We start from the raw sequence: 16572 nt of genomic DNA, 5'->3' as shown, positions 1-16572 counted from the left end.
CCTTATCGTTCGAGCCCCGCCTTCACCAGCAATTCCGCCAGCATGTCGGTCATGTCGCCTTCGTGGGCCTCCGCGCGCTCCTTCAACTGCTTGACGAGCTTCTCGTCCAGCTTGCAGGCGAACGGCACGAGACCCTTGGCCTGATCGAGCTTGCGCTGTTCGCGGCGATCCAGCTTTGCTTCGTCAGCGGCACCGATGCGGTTCTTTCCGCCCTGTTTGAGGTCGTTGGCAAGCTTGAATGCCTTGGTTTGTTCCAGCTGGAATTTGTTCACGCGATGCTCCGGGGCGGTTTGTTGCCAAAGTCTCGTATTGTACGGAACACGCAGTGGCAACCCGCGAAAAGCGTCGTGACCGTTAACGGTCCGCGTCGGCCAGTGCGTCGATGCGCGCCCGCATGCGGCGCCAGTGTGAGCCTTCCCAGAACACGCGGCGGCATACGTCGCAGGTGACAAAGCGCGTATGCCGCTCCCGCACGCCATCGGGCACACGGCCGTCGATCTCGCCCGGGCCGGCCGGACGCAACGGCGCATTGCACATCAGGCACAGCCGGAACGGCCGCGCGTGCGGCGCCAGGGCCAGCCTGTCCGCCAGCTCGTGCCATTGATCGTCGGCCTGTAACGCGCGCACATAGCAGCCGTACAGCACCGTGCGACGCTTGAGCAATTCGCGGTCGCGCGTCAGCACGATGCGGCTCTCCGCCTGTGCAAGCCGCTCGATTTCCTCGTCGGGGAAGTTGTTGTCGTAGCGCGTATCGAAACCGGCGAGCCGCAGCAATTGCGCGAGACCACCGAGATGCGCATCGGCGATGAAGCGCAGATCGGCGGCACGCAGCGGCGGGCGCAACAGCAGTCCGCCACTGGCCATGTCCGTTGCCGCGCGCCTCGCCGGATGGATCTCGAAGAGATCGTCCGGTTCGATCTGCGCGTCGAAGCCCACCGGCCCGCCGTTCCTCAGGATCGCTCCCACTTCCGTGTGTGGCACGCCAAGCGCCTCGATCACATGCTTGGCCGAGGACGTCGGCGCGAACTGGCACGCGAACGTGCGCCCGCGCTGCGGCCGCGCGAGGAAGTCGTTCAATTCGCCGTGAAAGTGAAAGCGCGCCTCGACCATGCGGGCAGTATCGCATCGGGCGCTCCGGCGCGCTGCCGGTCGATGTGCTTAACTGAGGCTCGAACCGAAACGGGCCACGAAGGAGTCATGGAACATGGATATCGGATTTATCGGACTGGGCGAGATGGGCGGCGCGATGGCGAGCAACGCGCTGAAGGCCGGGCACACGGTGCGCGTGTGGAACCGTTCGCGCGACAAGACCCGTGCGCTCGCGGACCAGGGTGCATCGGTGGTGGATACGCCTGAACAGGCCTTCGCCGGCGACGCCGCGTTCTCCATGCTGGCCGACGATCACGCGCTGCGTTCCGTGCTCGTCGACGGCGCCTTGTTGCGGCGCGCGCCGAAGGGGCTCGTGCACGTGAACATGGCCACCATTTCAGCGGCGCTCGCCGTCGAACTGACGGAGCTGCACGCGCAGCACGGCATTGCGTACGTTGCCGCGCCCGTGCTCGGGCGGCCCGACGTCGCGGCGGCAGGCAAGCTCAACATCCTTGCGGCGGGCGCGGCTGACGCGATCGATCGCGTGCAGCCGGTGCTCGACGTGCTCGGCCAGAAGACCTGGCGCGTCGGCGATGAACCGCAGCAAGCCAACGTGCTCAAGCTCGCGGCGAATTTCATGCTGGCCTCGGCGATCGAGTCGTTCGGCGAAGCGGCCGCGCTGGTGACCGGCCACGGCGTGGCGTCCCGGACCCTGCTCGATGTCATCACGAATTCACTGTTTCCGGGACCGGTGTACGCGGGCTACGGCAAGATGATCGCCGAGCAGCGCTATGAGCCGGCGCTCTTCAAGGCACGGCTCGGCTTGAAGGATGTACGCCTGGCCATCGCCGCCGGCGAGGCTGTCAATGTGCCGCTGCCCGTGGCAAGCGTCGTGCGCGACAACCTCGTCGATGCCCTTGCGCACGGCGACGGCGAGAAGGATTTCGCCGTGCTCGGTCAGGTGGCGGCGCGTCGGGCGGGACGCTGAAGGCTGGCTTTTTCACTCGGACAGCGCGTCTTCGGGATTTGCTTGCGCCGCTTCTCGCGGACGGCATAATGCGGATCCCTTTCCCTCTTCCGCTGCGCCGCAATGAACCTGCATGTCTGGTGGCTGTTCGTCGCCACTGTATTCGTCGTCTCCGCGATTCCCGGCCCCAACATGCTGCTCGTGATGACGCATGGCGCGCGTCACGGCCTCAGACGCTCGACCGCGACGATGGCCGGCTGTCTCGCCGCGCTGATCGCCATGCTGTCGGTATCGGCGGCGGGGCTGGGGGTGTTCCTCGAAGCCTGGCCACGTCTCTTCGATACCTTGCGCATGCTCGGCGCGGCTTATCTCGTCTGGCTCGGGGTGAAAAGCTGGCGCGCGAAAACCGGCGTGGTCGAGATCCGCGACGAAACTGACAGCGCCGGGCAGACCGTCCATTCGCCGCGTCGGTTCGGGCTCTTTCGCAATGGCTTCTTCATAGCCGGCAGCAATCCGAAGGCGATCCTTTTCGCGGCGGCGCTGCTGCCGCAGTTCATCGATGCAAGCCATCCCGTTCTGCCGCAATTCGCGGTGCTTGTTTCGACTTTCGCGGTCATCGAGGTGAGCTGGTACGCGGTCTATGCGGGCTTGGGTGCGCGCATTGGCGACCGGCTCAGGAGCGCGAGCGTCGCGCAGGCCTTCAACCGTCTGACGGGCGGGGTGTTCGTCGGCTTCGGCGCGATGATGGCGCTGGTGCGCCACTGAGTGTTGCTGGACCAATCGTCTGCTCGAACGGGTGCACGATTTGCTCCAACAGGCATGCTTCATTCGGCTTCGAACAGACATTCGCTTTCGCCGGGCGGATAGTGGCGCTCGTCCACCGGTAGGCGGCGAACCCAACAAGAACAGATAAAAAGGAGACGCCTGATGCATTCCACTGTCCGACGCGTAACGCTGCTCGCGCTTGCCGGCGCCGCGCTTGCGCTGGCTTCGACCGCCCGGGCGGACGACTCGCCCAGTCCCTGTAGCGCGCTGAAGCGCATCGTGGCCGCCGCGCCCAATTTCGCGTCGCTGTCGGCGCTCGATGGCCGTCCCATCGCATTGCCCTACGGCGACGACGCGCAGTGCGCCGCGTCGCAGTCGAACTATCGCTGCACCTGGACGCCGCATGGCGGCGCGAGCGCCGATGCATTGCAGGGCGTTGCGGCGGACATTGCGGCCTGTCTTCCGGACGCGACGCACGATCAGAATTCGCCCGCCCGCCAGCATTTCTACCTCGGCGCACGCGGTGCGCGCACCAGCATTACGGCGGCGCAAGCCGGGTCGAACCGGCTGAAACTCGAAATTTCCGGAACACGCTGAGGCCATCGTGAGCAAGCGCATCCTCATAGCCGATGACGACGACGATGCGCTCGCTGGCCTCGCGAACCTGCTGACCGCGATGGGTCACGAAGTGGCGCTGGCGGGAAACGGGGCGCAGGCGGTGGAAGTGGCCGCGCAGTTCGCGCCGGATGTGGTGATCCTGGATCTGGGCATGCCGATGGTCGACGGTCTGGCGGCGGCGCGCGAGCTGCGGCTTTTGCCGCACGGCCACGCGATCATGCTGGTGGCGCTGACCGGCTGGGGGCAACCGCAGCATCGCGAGATGACGCTCGACGCCGGTTTCGACGTGCATCTCGTCAAGCCGATTGCTGCGGATCAGCTGCAATTCATCCTGTCGATGACACAGCCGTGAAGGCAGGACTGTGGAACCGGCGCAACAGCGTATGTTGCGTTGCATCATAAGCGCCGGTATAGTCGCTCCTGTCTCCTCCATGTCTCCACTGATATGGATTCAGCCCGCCAACTCGGCGGGCTTTTTTTATCTGCGGCCTTTGATGCTGCTACGCACCAGACAACTAAAAGGCCCGTCCACATTGAAGTGGACCGGCCTTGTCTCATCCCGCAGCGGCAATCAGCGCGCGAGACCCGCTTCTTCGTCAGCGCCGATAGCCAGGTTCATGCACTGGATCGCCGCGCCCGACGCGCCCTTGCCCAGATTATCGAGCCGCGCCACGGTGACGAAGCGCTCATCGTTGCCGAACACGAAGATATCGACGCGATTCGTGTCGTTGCAGGCCTGCACGTCGAAGAAACCGGCGTCGAGGTTGCTGTCGGCGTCGAACGGCATCACGCGGACGAACGGCTCGTTGTTGTAGTACTCGGCGAGCACGTCGCGCACGTCCTGCGGCCTGGCGGGACGCGTGAGCTGGTCGGGCGAAAAGTACGTCGTGACGGCCAAGCCCTTGAGGAACGGACCGACGATCGGCGTGAAGACCGGCGCGCGCTTCAGTCCCGTGCGCACCGACATCTCCGGCAAATGCTTGTGCGTCAGGCCGAGCGCGTAGGCGCGCGGACTCATCAGCAGTTCATTGCCGCCCGCTTCATACTCCGCGATCATTTTCTTGCCGCCGCCGCTGTAGCCGGTGATGGAGTAGGCGTGGGCATCGAAATCGGCGGAGACGAGTCCGCTCGCGACCAGCGGCTGCACCGACAGCACGAATGCTGAAGCATGGCAGCCCGGCACGGCGATCCGTTTCGCCGTGCGCAGGCGTTCGCGCTGCGCGCGCGCCAGTTCCGGCAGGCCGTAGGCCCAGTCGTCCTGGGTACGGAACGCGGTGCTCGCGTCGATCATCACGGTGCGCGTGTTGCCGGAATCGACGAGTGAAACCGATTCGCGCGACGCGACATCAGGCAGACACAGGAACGTCACATCGGAGGCATTGATGAGGCGGCGGCGCTCCTCGACGTCCTTGCGCTTCGCATCCTCGATGCGCAACACCTCGATGTCACGGCGTTGCGACAGATATTCGAAAATCTTCAGGCCGGTGGTGCCTTCCTGTCCGTCGACAAATACTTTCGTGGTCATCTCGATCTCGCTGGTTCGTGCGGCCGCTCGCCGCAAAACCGCTATTTTAAGGCGATTCCGAGGCTGCCTCATGTCCGCCGCTTCCGCCGCTTCCGCCGCTTTCCGAGGCGGACGCATTGCCGGTCCAGCGAGCGGTCACGGCCGCGATGCGCGCGCCGAATGCCTTCGCGGTTTCGAGGTCGCCGGGCGGCGGCGCTTCATCAGGCGACGCGTCCGCGGGCGATTGCGTCAGCAAGCCCGTGAAGCCGCCGATGAAGTTCAGGTCGTTGCGGGTGGCCGCCTTCGTGTTCGACGGCATCATGCCGGTGCCGGCCCAGATCATGCCGTGCTGCATCGCCAGGGTGACGAAGTAGGAGATGGTCAGGAACTTGTCGCCGTTCATGTGCGCGGAATTGGTGAAGCCCGCCGCGATCTTGTCCTTCCACTTCTGCGCGAACCAGGGTTTGGAGCTGGCGTCGGCGAATTTCTTGAAGTCGGCGGACGGTCCGCCCATGTACGTGGGCGCGCCGAAGACGATGGCATCGGCGGCGTCGAGGTCGTTCCACGCGGCGTCGTCGAGATCCGCGACGGCGATCAGCTTGACGCTCGCGCCCGCTTCGGTCGCGCCGGCGAGCACGGCTTCGGCAACCTTTTTCGTGTGGCCGTAGCCGCTGTGATAGACGATGGCAATAGTCGGCATGATGGCCTTGTGTCTGTCCACGTCGGCCAGCCGGCGGTCAGCATGCATGGGAGGGCGCCAGCGCGCCTTGCCGGAATGTGACGCCGCCGGACGGTGGAGATCGGTGGGGAAGGGTTCCGGCCAGTCTAGCAAAGTCGGCCGAAGGCTTACCGGGGCGACCGCACGGTTCGCGAACGCTATGGTCAGCGGCCGTAACTGAAAGTCAGCTGCGCAGTGGCAATGGCCATCGTGCGGATCTCATGCTCGAACATCAGCGCCGGGGTGCCCTGGCGCAGCCGCAGGTCGTCGCTGTCGAGCGCGTACACCGTCACCACGTAGCGGTGCGCCTTGCCGGGCGGCGGGCACGGGCCGCCGTAGCCGTCGGTGTCCCAGTCGTTGCGGGCTTCGATCGCGCCCATCTTGCGCAGCACGCCCGATGCGCTCGCGTTGTTCGGCAGGCGCTCGGTGCCGCCGGGAATGCCCGCGACCGCCCAGTGCCACCAGCCGCGCCCGGGCGCGTCCGGATCGAAGATGGTCACCGCGAAGCTGCGCGTGTTCGCCGGCGCGCCGCGCCAGGAAATCTGCGGCGAGCGGTTGCCGCCCGTGCAGCCGGCCTGGTCGAACAGAAGATCGCGCCCGATCGGCTTGCCCGGCGCGAGATCCGTGCTGGTCACGGTAAAGCCGGCGTCGGCCGCCGCTGCGCGTGAAAAAGGCAGCGCCGCAGCAGCGCCGAGGATGAAAAGGACAGATGCGACCAGGCCACTCGATTCCCCGCTTCGACCAGTAAGGCGCATGGGCCGGACTCCTTTCAAAATCGTTGCGGTTAATCTGCGATTCGCTGACCGAAACGACGTTTTTTGTCTCATGGATGCGCTTCTTGACAGGTTGCAGTTTAACATTGCAACAAAGGTTTAAAGCCTTTATCGCTTGAGACTTAGCCAGTGGCCTGGGTTTGTTTGCTTTTGGGCGGAAAGCGAGCGGGATGGCGAGGCCGGTCTTTTCCGAACATTTTGAATGAAAAAATGAATAATTCGATGCAAATTCGCGCGGCACGCAAACCATCCATTTACGGGAGATTTGAATGAGCCAGCGAATAACCGTCATCATTGCAGACGATCATCCAGTGATTTTGTTTGGCGCCACGCAGGCGCTCAGCAAGTTTCCCGAAATCGATGTTGTGGGCCAGGCGCGCCAGTCGACCGAACTCATCCAGCTCCTGCAGAAGACGCCCTGCGACGTCCTCGTGACCGATCTCGCCATGCCCGGCGGCTCGTACGGCGACGGCATGCCGCTGCTCGGCTATATCGGGCGGCAGTTTCCGCGCGTGAAGCTCGTGGTGCTGACCATGCTCGAGAATCCGGCGCTGCTCAAGCGTCTGCGCGAGGTGGGCGTCATGTCCATCATCAACAAGGCCGACGACATGAACCACATCGGCTGGGCCATCCAGCACGTGATGCGAGCCCAGGAATATCTCGGTCCGTCCGTCAAGGCAGCGCTCGACAGCATGGGCCTCGCCACGAACGGACAGCAGCGCGGCGTGATTCTGTCGAAACGCGAACTGGAGGTCGTGCGCCTGTTTGTCTCGGGCATGACCATTACGGAAATCGCCGCGCAGTTACGGCGCAGTATCAAGACCATCAGCACGCAAAAGAATACGGCCATGCGAAAACTCGGCATCGAACGCGATTCCGAATTGTTTCAATATGCACAGAGCAACGGATTAATGAATCTCTCGGCCTATTCCGGCGACGGCAGTATCGACGATACTCCGATTTCAAGCTCGCACACGCTGTAAGCGCGGTATCGCGAAATAAATAAAAAAGCCGCTGAGTCAGTCAGCGGCTTTTTTTCGGCGTTTTTCTGCCAGCAGCTTTTGCCTGGCTTTTGCTTTTATGCAGCCTTCAAATAGAAACGCTTATTGCGGAGCAGCGGTCGCGCCGCCGTGAGCAGCCGACCATTCGGCGGGCGAATGCAGGAATTTCTCGACTTCGTCCAGCGTCTTGGTTTCGAAGTAACCCTGCTCCTTGGCGACACGCAGGACGTCCCACCACGTGGCGAGCGCGTGCAGGTCGACGTCGATGTCCTTCAAGACCGACACGCTTTCCTTGAAGATGTTGTAGTGGAACAGCACGAAGCAGTGATTCACGGTCGCGCCGGCGGTGCGCAGCGCGTTGATGAAGTTGATCTTGCTGCGGCTGTCGGTCGTCAGGTCTTCGACCAGCAGCACACGCTGGCCTTCCGTCAGCAAACCTTCGATCTGCGCATTGCGTCCGAAGCCCTTCGGCTTCTTGCGGACGTATTGCATCGGCACCATCAGGCGGTCGGCGATCCACGCGGCGAACGGAATGCCGGCCGTTTCGCCGCCCGCGACCGCGTCGATCTGCTCGTAGCCGACGTCGCGCAGGATGGTCGACTCGGCCATTTCCATCAGGCCGCGGCGCACGCGCGGGTAGGAGATCAGCTTGCGGCAATCGATATACACCGGGCTCGCCCAGCCGGACGTGAAGATGTACGGTTTTTCCGCGTTGAAGTGCACCGCCTGGACTTCGAGGAGCATCTTGGCGGTGGTGTCGGAGATCGTCTGGCGATCGAAGCCTGTCATGGGCGAATCCTTGGACTTGATATGACGCTTGCTGAGCGTGGAGGCGGCCGTGAGGGCCTTCGGCGCGGGTTCGGCGCGGGTTCGGTGCGGGTTCGGTGCAACAGGACCGCTCGACGACGGGCTGTTGACGTGTGCCGCGCGCACCGGCGGGACGAAGCGCTGTGACGCCCGAGTCCCGAACCTTGCGGAGCCAGCCCGAGATTTTACCCGAGGCGGCGTGCCGGGGCGAGGACCCTGGCCGAACGGACGGCCTCCCGGATGACTCCGCCAGAAGGCGCGCCTGGCCGCTCAAATCCGACGAAACGGACACGGCAGGCGCCGGAACACCCGCTGAAAGGTTGCATCGCGTCATTTCAAAAGCGGGGTGTACACTGAACGTCCAAAAAATTCCGAAGGCTCCGTCTGCTCGTCCCATCCGGCCAGCAGCATGTTGCGCCTATCCGGCGCGTCGGGCCTGTGAACCTGGTCCATCGATTCACATTCCCGCATTCACGGTAGCGGTCGACGGCAGTGTGAACCCTGTTCAAATAATTTCCAACGTCTCAGGTCAATCATGGACGAACAACTGAAGCAAAGCGCCCTCGCGTATCACCAGAATCCGCGTCCGGGCAAGATCTCGGTCACGCCGACCAAACCCCTGTCCAACCAGCTCGATCTCTCGCTCGCGTATTCGCCGGGCGTCGCGGCCGCGTGCATGGCCATCTACGACGAACCGCTCGACGCGCAGAAGTACACCTCGCGCGCCAATCTCGTCGGCGTCGTGACGAATGGCACGGCGGTGCTCGGTCTCGGCAATATCGGCCCGCTCGCGGCCAAGCCGGTGATGGAAGGCAAAGGTTGTCTGTTCAAGAAGTTCGCGGGCATCGACGTATTCGACATCGAGCTGGCGGAGACCGATCCGGACAAGCTCGTCGACGCCATCGCGATGCTCGAGCCGACGCTCGGCGGCATCAACCTCGAGGACATCAAGGCGCCGGAATGCTTCTATATCGAGAAGAAGCTGCGCGAGCGCATGAAGATTCCCGTCTTCCATGACGATCAGCACGGCACGGCGATCATTGCGTCGGCGGCGATTCTCAACGGCCTGAAAGTGGTCGGCAAGAAGCTGGACGAAGTGAAGCTCGTGTGCTCGGGCGCGGGTGCGGCGGCCATTGCGTGCCTGGACTTGCTGGTGCACCTCGGCCTGAAGAAGTCGAACACGCTGGTGATCGACTCGAAGGGCGTGATCTATGAAGGCCGCGGCAATCTGGACGCATCGAAGGAGCGGTATCAGGCGAGCACCGACGCGCGCACGCTCGGCGATGCCATGCACGGCTGCGACGTCTTCCTCGGCTGTTCGAGCGCCGGCGTGCTGAAGCCGGAGATGGTCGTGACGATGGCGGACAAGCCGCTGATCCTCGCGCTAGCCAATCCGGAACCGGAAATCCGTCCGGAAGAGGCGAAGAAAGTGCGTCCGGACTGTATCGTCGCGACGGGCCGTTCGGACTATCCGAACCAGGTCAACAACGTGCTGTGCTTCCCGTTCATCTTCCGCGGCGCGCTGGATGTCGGCGCGACCACCATCACGGAAGAGATGAAGCTCGCGTGCGTGCATGCGATCGCCGAACTCGCGGAAGAAACCGATCAGGGCGATGAAGTCGCGAAGGCCTATGAAGGTCACTCGCTCGAATTCGGTCCGGAGTATCTGATTCCGAAGCCGTTCGATCCGCGCCTGATCATCAAGATCGCGCCGGCTGTCGCGCAGGCCGCGATGGACTCGGGCGTCGCGACGCGTCCGATCAAGGACATGGACGCCTATCGCGAGACGCTCGGCGCGACCGTGTATCGCACGGGCATGGTGATGCGTCCGGTGTTCGTGGCGGCGAAGGCCGCGCCGGCTCGCATCGTGTTCGCGGAAGGCGAGGACGAGCGCGTGCTGCGCGCCGCGCAGTTCGTCTTGCTGGAGAAGATTGCGAAGCCGATCATCGTCGGCCGGCCGGCGGTGGTGGAAATGCGTCTGCAGAAGATGGGCTCGAAGCTGAAGCCGGGCATCGATTTCGAGATCGTGAATCCGGAGGACGATCCGCGCTATCAGAAGAGCTGGCAGGCGTATCACGAGATCGCCGCGCGCGATGGCGTGACGCCTGAAGGCGCGAAGGCCGCGCTGCGCAAGTTCAACACGCTGATCGGCGCGATCCTGATCCATACGGGCGACGCGGACGGCATGATCTGCGGCCTGATCGATACGTATCAGGACCATCTGAAGTTCGTGGATCAGGTGCTGGGCAAGGCGGAAGGCGCGAACAACTTCGCGGCGATGAACCTGCTGATGCTGCAAGGACGCAATCTCTTCATCAGCGACACCTACGTCAACGAATCGCCGACCGCCGAGCAGCTCGCCGACATGACGATTCTCGCCGCGCGCGAAATCGAGCGCTTTGGTGTGCAGCCGAAGGTGGCGTTGCTGTCGAACTCGAACTTCGGCAGCGTGCCGAGCGCGTCGAGCAAGCGCATGGCCGAGGCGCGCAAGCTGATTGCCGAGCGCGCGCCGACGCTGGAAGTAGACGGTGAAATGCACGGCGATGCCGCGTTGTCCGAGGCGGTGCGCAAGGCGTCGTTCCCGGGCACGACGTTGACGGGCGAAGCCAACCTGCTGATCATGCCGAACGTCGAAGCGGCGAACATCACCTACAACCTGCTCAAGATGGTGAGCGGTGAGGGTGTGACGGTGGGACCGTTCCTGCTGGGCGCCGCCAAGCCGGTGCATATCCTGACACCGGCCGCGACCGTGCGGCGGATCATCAACATGACCGCGGTGGCGAGCGCGAATGCGAGCGTCGCGAAGGCGAAGTAAGGCGGTTGGGTTTTGGTGAGGTGAGGTGAAAAACGGCGATCCGGGTGACCGGATCGCCGTTTTGTTTGGTGGGAAGGAACGCGCGAGGAGTCACGCGTCGCCCTTCCATTCGTGACCCGGCATGATGCGGGTCATGAACTCGTCGAAGAGCGGAACGGTAAAGGCCGTATCGCCGTGAGTGGGGCTTCAGATCATTCCCTTCACGATCAGGTTGCTCCGAGTGGGCGCAAGCGATGTGCTGTCACGGCCCAGCACCGAGGCAATTTCCCCCGATCGATGCGGTCCTGGCCCCAGCTCGGCCATGGCTCTCAGGTACTTCTTCTCGGCCGGTGTGAGACGGTCGAAACGGACTTGGAAGAAGCTTTCGTCCAGATCCGCCACTGCGGTGGCCGAGGCGTTCTCGACGTCGTCCTTGGTAATCGGGCTCTTCTGCGCCACATCCCACGCATGTTTTCCCCACTCCTGCAGGAAGTACGGAAAGCCGTGCGTGAACGCGATGATCTGCTGCACCGCGTCTTCGGTAATCTCCGCGCCCTCGTCGTGAATCGGTTTCTCGATGGCGTCCCGTGCGTCGATATCACCCAGCGGTCCGATGGAAGGAAAATCGAAGAGACGCTCGGCATAGGTCTTTGCCTCGCCCATGCGGCCGCGTAGCTGAGGAAGTCCGGCACCGATGACCGTGACGGGAAGCTGCGACTGCGCGCATCGATGCAGCGCGGAAATCAGCGCAGCCAATTGCTGTTCCTCGACGTACTGCAACTCGTCGATGAAGATCGCGACGAGGGAATCTGCTGCTTTCCCGGCGATTCCAACTTGTTCCAGGAGGGCCGTGAGATCGCCTTCCAGATCGCCATTGTCGGCGGGACCTGGCTCGATATCGTAGTCGAGGCCGACTTCGATATCGCCGTAAGTCACTTTAAGCTTGCTGGCAAAACCCGCGAGAGCGCGCAAGCCGCGCACGGCGTAGTCTTTCGCCGCCTCGATCTGGCTGAGTTTGAGCAGAGCCAGCCGAAGCTTGGGCGCGAGCAGGGCGGGTAGAGAGCGTCCCTCGGGAGCCTCGATTCTTATCGCCAGAAGGCCGCCTTCGCCAATGGCGTCCCTCATCATCTGGTCCAGCAAGACGGTTTTGCCAACCCCGCGCAGACCCGCCAGCATGATGCTTTTCGCGGCGCGTCCCTTCTTGAGACGCTCTAAATTCGATATGACTTGCCAAGCAGCACGGGAGTCAGGTCAGAGAAGGAAGGTCAGCCGACCTTCCATCCCCTCACGCCACCTGCCGCGTCTCACCGCCTTCCCCACTGCGCCACCGCGCCAGCAACTTCTCCCACTTCACCTTCGCGGCCTTCACGTTGTTTTCCTTGATGTGGCCGTAACCGCGCATCGCGTCGGGCAGGCTCGCCAGTTCGATCGCCAGCGGCAACTTCTCGACCGTGAGCCCGTCGATGATTTCCCGCACCAGCGCCTCGTACTCCCCGATCAACGCTCGCTCCATCTTCCGCTCTTCGGTACGACCAAACGGATCAAGCCCCGTGCCGCGCAGGAACTTGAGCCGGGCGAGCACGCGCATCGCGGACATCATCCACGGGCCGTATTGTTTCTTGACCAGATGCCCGTGCGCGTCCTTCTTCGACGTGCTCGGCGGCGCGAGATGCATCTTGATCTTCCAGTCGCCTTCGAAGCTGCTCTTCACTTTCTCGATGAACGCCGGGTCCGCATACAGCCGCGCGACTTCGTATTCGTCCTTGTAGGCCATCAGCTTGTGCAGGTTCTTCGCGACGGCTTCCGTCAGCGCATACTGCCCGTCGCCCATGCCCAGGCTCGCTTCGGCCGTGCGCACTTCCGCGACGATCCGCCCATAACGCGATGCATACGCGCTGTTCTGGTACTTCACGAGATAGTCGAGACGCTTTTCGATCAGGCTGTCCAGCGCCTTCGGCGTGTGCAGCGCGACCACCTTGCCCGCTGCGCTGTCCATACCGCGCTGTCCCTGCGTGAGCCGCTGCACAGCGTCGATATCGTGCGCCGCGCGGCGTCCCCATTCGAACGCGGCGAGATTCTTCTCGACCTGCACGGCGTTCAGCTCGATTGCGCGCATCAGCGATTCATGCCGCAACGGCACCCAGCCCTTTTGCCACGCGTAGCCGAGCACGAACGGATTGGTGTAGATCGCGTCGCCCATCAGCGCGACGGCAAAACGGTTCGCATCGACGAGCGCCACATGCTGGCCCGCCGCCGCGCGAATATCCGCTTCCGCGCTCGCGCCCGGAAAACTCCAGTTCGGGTTCTTGATGAAGTCGGCGGTCGGCGTCTGCGCGCTGTTCACGACGACGCGCGTATGGTCAGGCTGCATCCGCGAGCCGCATTCGTTGCTCGCCGTCACGATCGCGTCGCAGCCGATCACCAGATCCGCCTCGCCCATCGCGATGCGGGTTGCATGAATGTCGGCCGGACGGTTGGCGATCTGCACATGGCTCATCACCGCGCCACCCTTCTGCGCGAGACCGGTGACGTCGAGCACCGTGACGCCCTTTTGCTCCAGATGCGCCGCCATGCCGAGCAGCGCGCCGATCGTCACGACGCCCGTGCCGCCCACGCCCGTCACCAGCACGCCGTATGGCCGCGCGATCTCGGGCAGTTCGGGTGTCGGCACCGGGGGCATCGCATCGGCACCGACGCTCGTCGCCTTCGGCTTCTTCAACTGCCCGCCCTCGATGGTGACGAAGCTCGGACAGAAGCCGTTCACACACGAATAGTCCTTGTTGCAGGTCGACTGGTTGATCTGCCGCTTCGTGCCGAATTCGGTTTCCAGCGGTTCGACCGAGAGGCAGTTCGACTTCACGGAACAATCGCCGCAGCCTTCGCACACCGCCTCGTTGATGACGACGCGCTTCGCCGGATCGGGGAACGCGCCGCGCTTCCTGCGGCGGCGCTTCTCGGTCGCACAGGTCTGGTCGTAGATCAGGATCGATGTGCCTTGCACTTCGCGCAACTGGCGCTGGATGTCGTCGAGCACGTCGCGGTGATGCACGTCGATGCCCGGTGCGAGACCGGTCGTCGCGGTGTATTTCTCCGGCTGATCCGTGACGATGACGATCTTCGCCGCGCCTTCCGCCGCCAATTGATGCGTGATCTGCGGCACGGTCAGGACGCCGTCGACGGGCTGGCCGCCCGTCATTGCGACCGCATCGTTGTAGAGGATCTTGTAGGTGATGTTCACCTTCGCCGCGATCGCCGCGCGAATCGCGAGCAGGCCCGAATGGAAGTAGGTGCCGTCGCCGAGATTGGTGAACACGTGCTTGTCGTTCGAGAACGGCGCCTGTCCGACCCACGCGACGCCTTCGCCGCCCATCTGGCTGAAGGTGCTCGTATTGCGGTCCATCCAGACCGTCATGTAGTGGCAGCCGATGCCGGCCATCGCGCGCGAGCCTTCCGGCACGTTCGTCGAAGTGTTGTGCGGACAGCCGGAGCAGAACCACGGCTTGCGCTCAGCTTCTACGCGCGGCCGTGCCAGCGCCTTTTCCTTCGCGTCGATCACCGCGAGCCGCGTCGCGATGCGGGCGCGCACGTCGGCGGGCAGATCGAATTTCTCGAGACGCGTGGAGATGGCCTTCGCAATGATCGCCGGCGACAGTTCGTAGTGCGCGGGCAGCAGCCAGTTGCCCATCGGCACGGACCATTCGCCGCCCGCGCCGTCTTTTTCGTCGAACTTGCCGTAGACACGCGGGCGCTGGGCGTCCGGCCAGTTGTAGAGCTCTTCCTTGATCGCGTATTCGAGAATCTGGCGCTTTTCCTCGACGACCAGAATTTCCTCGAGACCGCGCGCGAATTCATGCGCGCCTTGCGCTTCGAGCGGCCAGACGCAGCCGACCTTGTACAGCCGGATGCCGATCTGCGCGCAGGTGGCGTCATCGAGACCGAGATCGGTGAGGGCCTGGCGCACGTCGAGATAGGCCTTGCCGCCGGTCATGATGCCGAAGCGCGCATGCGGCGAATCGATCTCCACCCGGTCCAGCTTGTTTGCCCGCACATAGGCCAGCGCGGCGTACCACTTGTAGTCGAGCAGACGCGCTTCCTGCACGAGCGGCGGGTCCGGCCAGCGGATATTGAGACCGCCTTCGGGCATCGCGAAATCGGTGGGAAGCACGATTTGCGTGCGATGCGGATCGATATCGACGGAAGCAGACGATTCCACCACGTCGGTCACGCATTTCATTGCGACCCAGAGGCCGGAGTAGCGGCTCATGGCCCAGCCGTGCAGGCCGAAGTCGAGATATTCCTGCACGTTCGACGGAAACAGCACCGGCAGGCCGCACGCCTTGAAGATGTGCTCGGACTGATGCGCCAGGGTCGACGACTTCGCGGCGTGGTCATCGCCGGCGAGCACCAGAACGCCGCCGTGCCGCGCCGATCCCGCGGAATTGCCGTGCTTGAAGACATCGCCTGAACGATCGACGCCGGGGCCCTTGCCGTACCACATCGAGAACACGCCGTCGTACTTGGCGCTCGGGTAAAGATTGACCTGCTGCGAGCCCCATACGGCGGTGGCGGCGAGGTCTTCGTTCACGCCCGGCTGGAATACGACCTGATGGCCGGCGAGATGCTTTTTCGCCTTCCAGAGGGACTGGTCGAGACCGCCAAGGGGAGAACCGCGATAGCCGGAAATGAATCCGGCCGTGTTGAGGCCGGCGGCCTTGTCGCGTTCCTGTTGGAGCATGGGCAGGCGCACCAGCGCCTGGATGCCGCTCATGTACGCGCGGCCGCGTTCGAGCGTGTATTTGTCGTCTAGCGTGACGGATTTCAGCGCGGCTTCTAGCGAAGCTCTTTGTTCTGCGTCTAGCGGGGCGTTCATTATGTGTCTTCCTCCACCCGAGGTTTGGGATCACCAAAGCATGTTTCGGGCCGTCCGCGTCTTGTGAACGCTCGGCCGCGACTTCCAGTGTGCCGATGCGACGGTTTTTCCGGCACTGGGGCAAACCCGTTTGAAATTACTCAACTAGCAGCGCTTTGCGTCAAATCCTTGACGATTTGGCGGCAAACGGGAAGGTTTTGTTACAGCATGTAAAACCGACCTTGCTTTGGAACCCTGCTGTTCAATCATGTCTAAAATGGCGCTTCCGGTATTTTCGCGCCGTTCCTTGTGCGCGCATTTTCACCCGGAAGCAAGCAGTACATATGCGGTTAGAAGGAGATAACGATGAAACAACGCCACATTCAGAATTTCTTGATGGTCTCGACCGCCTTTTTCGCGATCAGCGCGCCGGTCGGCGCGCGGGCGCAAAGTGCGTCGCCATTCGGGGCGTCGTCGGTTGCACAGGTCGCGCAGGCGCGCGTTCAGTCCGTTCAGGCAGGCGCTGAGAAGCGCCGCGCATCGGAAAGCAGCGACGACGAGACGGCGGGCTGATCCGCTCGCGGGATTCGTCCGCCGGGACGGATCGCTGAAAATGACGAAGGGGCATGAACCACTCAGGTTCATGCCCCTTTTACTTGACGTTGCCAGTGGCTCGATTGCGCGGCA

The 16572-nt window shown here is 63.4% G+C and carries 15 protein-coding genes; 7 read left to right on the top strand and 8 right to left on the bottom strand.

Going from position 1 to position 16572, the window contains the following annotated elements:
- Positions 1 to 2 precede the first annotated feature (2 nt).
- Both QCE64_RS12045 and QCE64_RS12040 read right to left on the bottom strand, forming a co-directional pair.
- Positions 3 to 272: a hypothetical protein gene (locus QCE64_RS12045; protein WP_310003904.1), complete on the bottom strand. Its 270-nt coding sequence runs from the start codon at positions 270 to 272 to the stop codon at positions 3 to 5.
- A gap of 82 nt (positions 273 to 354) precedes the next feature.
- Positions 355 to 1110 carry a Mut7-C RNAse domain-containing protein gene (locus tag QCE64_RS12040; protein WP_310003901.1) on the bottom strand — a complete coding sequence of 252 codons (756 nt, stop codon included), beginning with the start codon at positions 1108 to 1110 and terminating at the stop codon, positions 355 to 357.
- Positions 1111 to 1162: 52 nt separating this feature from the next.
- Here QCE64_RS12040 and QCE64_RS12035 point away from each other — a divergent pair, with 52 nt between their 5' ends.
- From QCE64_RS12035 to QCE64_RS12020, 4 genes are all read left to right on the top strand, one after another.
- Positions 1163 to 2077 carry an NAD(P)-dependent oxidoreductase gene (locus tag QCE64_RS12035; protein WP_310004209.1) on the top strand — a complete coding sequence of 305 codons (915 nt, stop codon included), beginning with the start codon at positions 1163 to 1165 and terminating at the stop codon, positions 2075 to 2077.
- A gap of 102 nt (positions 2078 to 2179) precedes the next feature.
- Entirely contained in the window at positions 2180 to 2821 is a 642-nt protein-coding gene (locus tag QCE64_RS12030) for a LysE family translocator (RefSeq protein WP_310003899.1), read from the top strand.
- 162 nt (positions 2822 to 2983) lie between these two features.
- Entirely contained in the window at positions 2984 to 3418 is a 435-nt protein-coding gene (locus QCE64_RS12025) for a hypothetical protein (protein WP_309918928.1), read from the top strand.
- Between the two features lie 7 nt (positions 3419 to 3425).
- A complete protein-coding gene (locus QCE64_RS12020) occupies positions 3426 to 3791 on the top strand; it encodes a response regulator (protein WP_309918921.1) in 366 nt (121 codons plus the stop codon).
- 219 nt (positions 3792 to 4010) lie between these two features.
- Here QCE64_RS12020 and argC read toward each other — a convergent pair whose 3' ends face one another.
- The 3 genes from argC to QCE64_RS12005 all read right to left on the bottom strand — a co-directional run bounded on the left by argC (position 4011) and on the right by QCE64_RS12005 (position 6416).
- Positions 4011 to 4964 (bottom strand): N-acetyl-gamma-glutamyl-phosphate reductase, encoded by a 954-nt coding sequence (gene argC / locus QCE64_RS12015; RefSeq protein WP_309931184.1) that lies wholly within the window; start codon positions 4962 to 4964, stop codon positions 4011 to 4013.
- 46 nt (positions 4965 to 5010) lie between these two features.
- Positions 5011 to 5643 (bottom strand): flavodoxin family protein, encoded by a 633-nt coding sequence (locus QCE64_RS12010; RefSeq protein ID WP_309931651.1) that lies wholly within the window; start codon positions 5641 to 5643, stop codon positions 5011 to 5013.
- 182 nt (positions 5644 to 5825) lie between these two features.
- Entirely contained in the window at positions 5826 to 6416 is a 591-nt protein-coding gene (locus QCE64_RS12005; RefSeq protein WP_309918915.1) for a YbhB/YbcL family Raf kinase inhibitor-like protein, read from the bottom strand.
- Positions 6417 to 6703: 287 nt separating this feature from the next.
- On the opposite strand from QCE64_RS12005, the gene QCE64_RS12000 reads away from it, so the two are divergent.
- Positions 6704 to 7417: a response regulator gene (locus QCE64_RS12000; RefSeq protein WP_310003897.1), complete on the top strand. Its 714-nt coding sequence runs from the start codon at positions 6704 to 6706 to the stop codon at positions 7415 to 7417.
- 120 nt (positions 7418 to 7537) lie between these two features.
- On the opposite strand, the gene QCE64_RS11995 is transcribed toward QCE64_RS12000, so the two are convergent.
- Positions 7538 to 8224 carry an orotate phosphoribosyltransferase gene (locus QCE64_RS11995; protein WP_309810461.1) on the bottom strand — a complete coding sequence of 229 codons (687 nt, stop codon included), beginning with the start codon at positions 8222 to 8224 and terminating at the stop codon, positions 7538 to 7540.
- 553 nt (positions 8225 to 8777) lie between these two features.
- Between QCE64_RS11995 and QCE64_RS11990 the strand changes: the two genes are divergently transcribed.
- Positions 8778 to 11057: an NADP-dependent malic enzyme gene (locus QCE64_RS11990; protein WP_309918911.1), complete on the top strand. Its 2280-nt coding sequence runs from the start codon at positions 8778 to 8780 to the stop codon at positions 11055 to 11057.
- Positions 11058 to 11243: 186 nt separating this feature from the next.
- On the opposite strand, the gene QCE64_RS11985 is transcribed toward QCE64_RS11990, so the two are convergent.
- Both QCE64_RS11985 and QCE64_RS11980 read right to left on the bottom strand, forming a co-directional pair.
- Positions 11244 to 12260 carry an ATP-binding protein gene (locus QCE64_RS11985; RefSeq protein ID WP_310004207.1) on the bottom strand — a complete coding sequence of 339 codons (1017 nt, stop codon included), beginning with the start codon at positions 12258 to 12260 and terminating at the stop codon, positions 11244 to 11246.
- A gap of 61 nt (positions 12261 to 12321) precedes the next feature.
- Positions 12322 to 15906 carry an indolepyruvate ferredoxin oxidoreductase family protein gene (locus QCE64_RS11980; RefSeq protein ID WP_310003895.1) on the bottom strand — a complete coding sequence of 1195 codons (3585 nt, stop codon included), beginning with the start codon at positions 15904 to 15906 and terminating at the stop codon, positions 12322 to 12324.
- 345 nt (positions 15907 to 16251) lie between these two features.
- On the opposite strand from QCE64_RS11980, the gene QCE64_RS11975 reads away from it, so the two are divergent.
- Complete coding sequence (locus QCE64_RS11975; RefSeq protein WP_310003892.1) at positions 16252 to 16458, top strand: hypothetical protein; 207 nt, start codon at positions 16252 to 16254, stop codon at positions 16456 to 16458.
- Positions 16459 to 16572 lie beyond the last annotated feature (114 nt).

It is taken from the genome of Caballeronia sp. LZ043 (assembly GCF_031451075.1).
In the GTDB taxonomy this organism is placed as follows: domain Bacteria; phylum Pseudomonadota; class Gammaproteobacteria; order Burkholderiales; family Burkholderiaceae; genus Caballeronia.
This window is presented reverse-complemented; position numbering and strand designations above follow the sequence as displayed.

Coding starts and splice junctions, on each gene's coding strand:
- QCE64_RS12030 (WP_310003899.1), top strand. CDS start 2,180: ATGAACCTGCATGTCTGGTGGCTGTTCGTCGCCACTGTATTCGTCGTC.
- argC (WP_309931184.1), bottom strand. CDS start 4,964: ATGACCACGAAAGTATTTGTCGACGGACAGGAAGGCACCACCGGCCTG.
- QCE64_RS12010 (WP_309931651.1), bottom strand. CDS start 5,643: ATGCCGACTATTGCCATCGTCTATCACAGCGGCTACGGCCACACGAAA.
- QCE64_RS11980 (WP_310003895.1), bottom strand. CDS start 15,906: ATGAACGCCCCGCTAGACGCAGAACAAAGAGCTTCGCTAGAAGCCGCG.
- QCE64_RS11995 (WP_309810461.1), bottom strand. CDS start 8,224: ATGACAGGCTTCGATCGCCAGACGATCTCCGACACCACCGCCAAGATG.
- QCE64_RS11990 (WP_309918911.1), top strand. CDS start 8,778: ATGGACGAACAACTGAAGCAAAGCGCCCTCGCGTATCACCAGAATCCG.
- QCE64_RS11975 (WP_310003892.1), top strand. CDS start 16,252: ATGAAACAACGCCACATTCAGAATTTCTTGATGGTCTCGACCGCCTTT.
- QCE64_RS12005 (WP_309918915.1), bottom strand. CDS start 6,416: ATGCGCCTTACTGGTCGAAGCGGGGAATCGAGTGGCCTGGTCGCATCT.
- QCE64_RS12040 (WP_310003901.1), bottom strand. CDS start 1,110: ATGGTCGAGGCGCGCTTTCACTTTCACGGCGAATTGAACGACTTCCTC.
- QCE64_RS12025 (WP_309918928.1), top strand. CDS start 2,984: ATGCATTCCACTGTCCGACGCGTAACGCTGCTCGCGCTTGCCGGCGCC.
- QCE64_RS12000 (WP_310003897.1), top strand. CDS start 6,704: ATGAGCCAGCGAATAACCGTCATCATTGCAGACGATCATCCAGTGATT.